3 protein-coding genes are annotated in these 2,424 nt (G+C 62.0%); 2 read left to right on the top strand and 1 reads right to left on the bottom strand.

Features of this window, described 5'->3' with window-relative positions; genetic code table 11:
- A partial coding sequence (locus GE253_RS25630; protein WP_173012845.1) for a transposase occupies positions 1–284 on the top strand: 284 nt, incomplete at its 5' end.
- Positions 285–486: 202 nt separating this feature from the next.
- Here the strand turns inward: GE253_RS25630 and GE253_RS25625 are convergent.
- The gene (locus tag GE253_RS25625; RefSeq protein ID WP_153206981.1) at positions 487–1,188 is read right to left on the bottom strand and encodes a GGDEF domain-containing protein; all 702 of its coding nucleotides are present in this window, start codon (positions 1,186–1,188) and stop codon (positions 487–489) included.
- Positions 1,189–1,458: 270 nt separating this feature from the next.
- Here GE253_RS25625 and GE253_RS25620 point away from each other — a divergent pair, with 270 nt between their 5' ends.
- Positions 1,459–2,301, top strand: a complete 843-nt coding sequence (locus tag GE253_RS25620; RefSeq protein ID WP_153206980.1) for a cell envelope integrity EipB family protein — start codon at positions 1,459–1,461, stop codon at positions 2,299–2,301.
- Positions 2,302–2,424 lie beyond the last annotated feature (123 nt).

Raw genomic sequence — 2,424 nt, 5'->3', positions numbered from 1 at the left:
AGAACCACGACGCCTTACTGCGCGCACGACGAAAATATGCCCGATGGGGCGACCATGAAAGAGCCCTCTACCGCAGCCACCGTATCCGCGTCGAAGGCTACCATGGTGAGGCCAAGACCTGGCACGGCCTAGGACGGGCCATCCGCCGCGGCCTCGACAACATGCAAATCCAGGCCTACCTCGCCGCCGCTGCGGTCAACCTCAAGCGTCTGGCCGCCTATCTGCTGCTGATCTTGCGCTGTTGGCTCCTGCCAAACAGAACTCTGAACACATTTACCGTCTGACCAGACTGCAAATCATCAGATCAGCAATCGGATTTCTCAACAGGCCCGGCGACTTGGTATAACACCAATCTCCCTTGATCGTGATGAAGAAGGGGCCTGTTCCGGCGTAAGGAACAGGCCCCTCTCTTCCAAATGGCCCCTTGGCAGGGGCCGCAGGATGGGGGATGCGGGGAACAGGCCGGATGGCAGTCCAGCGCTGATTTTATCCCGCCCGTGCCACCCTGTTGGATTTCTTCATCTGATACATGGCGGCGTCTGCCCGGCGAATGACCTCTTCCTCCCGGTCATTGGCGCCATAGGCTTCCACCCCGAAACTGGCCCGCAAAGGCAGATCCAGCATCTGCCAGCGACAGGTCAGCGCATTGAAGCGGCGCGACAGGGCTTTGGCCCGCTCTGCCCCCTGGCCCGCCTCCACATCCGTCAACAGCACAGCGAATTCATCGCCGCCGAACCGGGCCACCACATCATGGGCCCGCACATTATCGGCCAGCGCCCGCGCCACCTGGCGCAGATAATGATCGCCGCAGAGATGGCCATGCACATCATTGATGGCCTTGAACCCGTCGAGATCGACAATCGCCAGCACCCCGCCCTTGCCGCTGCGGCGCGCGCTGGCCAACTCCCGGCGGAAAGCCTCAACAAAGCCACGCCGGTTCGGCAGCCCCGTCAGCTCATCCGTCATGGCCAGGGCTTCCAGATGCTCAATCCGTTCCTTCTGCTCGGCAATGCGGGCTTCGGCCGCCCGCAGCCGCAGCATGGCATCCTGAAGCAGCTTGCCATAGGCGGCATCGTCCGGGGGCAGGCGCCGTGGCGCCGGGAAAGGCAGCCCGCGTTCAACACCAACCGCCAAGCCAAGGGCGGAGGCCGCAAGCGGAACGGCAAGGTTGGTATCAAGCAGGGTCATCGGTTAGCTCCATTGCGCGGAGACGCTGGTTGCCAACACAACAGCAACCGACATGCCAACCGAGACTTCATGTCAGATCAGTGACTTATCACCATGTTGACCACGGGCACTTCTCGCCTCCCGGCAAATTCTGCCCCTGCTGTCGAGCCGATATCGGCAGAAGCTGCCGCCCCGCCTCCCTTTGGTCCATCCCCCTGAAAGTCCATTGCAGCGCCTTGCTGCAAAGCGCAAGATGGAGGCCCCTATCCGTTCCAAGGGTTGACCTGCAACGTGTCCGCTCCCGTCGCCGCCCCCCGTTCCGCCCATCGCCGCCCCGTTGCCCTGCTGCTGTCGCTGCTGATGTTGGGCGGGGCGGTTGCCCCTGCCGGGGCTGGCACTGCCAACATCGCCCCACACAAGGCCACCTATAAGCTGAGCCTGGATCATGCCCGCCTGCAAAGCGGCATTTCGGATGTCAGCGGGCAGATGAGCTTCGCCTTCAACGATGCCTGTGATGGCTGGACCATCAACCAGCGTTTCCAGGTGAAATTCGCCTATAGCGAGGGGGAGGAGACCGAACTGGTCACCAACTATGCCACCTGGGAAGCCAAGGACGGCTCCGCCTATCGCTTCAATGTACGCAAGCTGGTAAATGGGGAGGTGGATGAGGAACTGTCTGGCGGCGCCAATCTGGACAAGGCCAAGGGCGGCAGCGCGCGCTATGACAAGCCGGAGGCCAAGACGGTGGCGCTGAAACCCGGCACCATGTTCCCCTCGGCCCATACATTGCGGGTTCTGGCGCAGGTCGGCACGGATGACAACCTGTTCTCCGTCCCCATCTTCGATGGCGCGGAGGCAGAAGGTGCCAGCGACGTGAACACGATCCTGGGCAAGCTGCGGCCCCCTGCCCCGGCGCAGATCAAGGTGAAGGACAAGGAGTTGCTGGCCGCCAAGGCCTGGCAGGTGTCACTGGCCTTCTTCCCCACCGCACCGGGGGAGGTGCTGCCGGAATATGAAACCAGCATGGAACTGCTGGAAAATGGCGTCATGCGTTCCATGCTGGTGGATTACGGCGACTTCCGGGTGCGGATGGAGCTGGAGAATCTGGAGAAGGTCTCAAGCCCCGCCTGCTAGGCAGTAAACTCATAAAACTGCTTGGTTTGGAATTGGCGTCGTGATTCAAGGGCTTTGACAAGGAGCCCCTGATGACGCGCCGCCGCTACGAACTTACGGACCACGAATGGTCGATCCTGTCCC

The sequence above is a fragment of the Niveispirillum sp. SYP-B3756 genome, assembly GCF_009495745.1.
GTDB lineage: Bacteria > Pseudomonadota > Alphaproteobacteria > Azospirillales > Azospirillaceae > Niveispirillum.
Note: the sequence above shows the minus strand (reverse complement) of the source record. Positions and strands in the feature narration are given on the sequence as shown.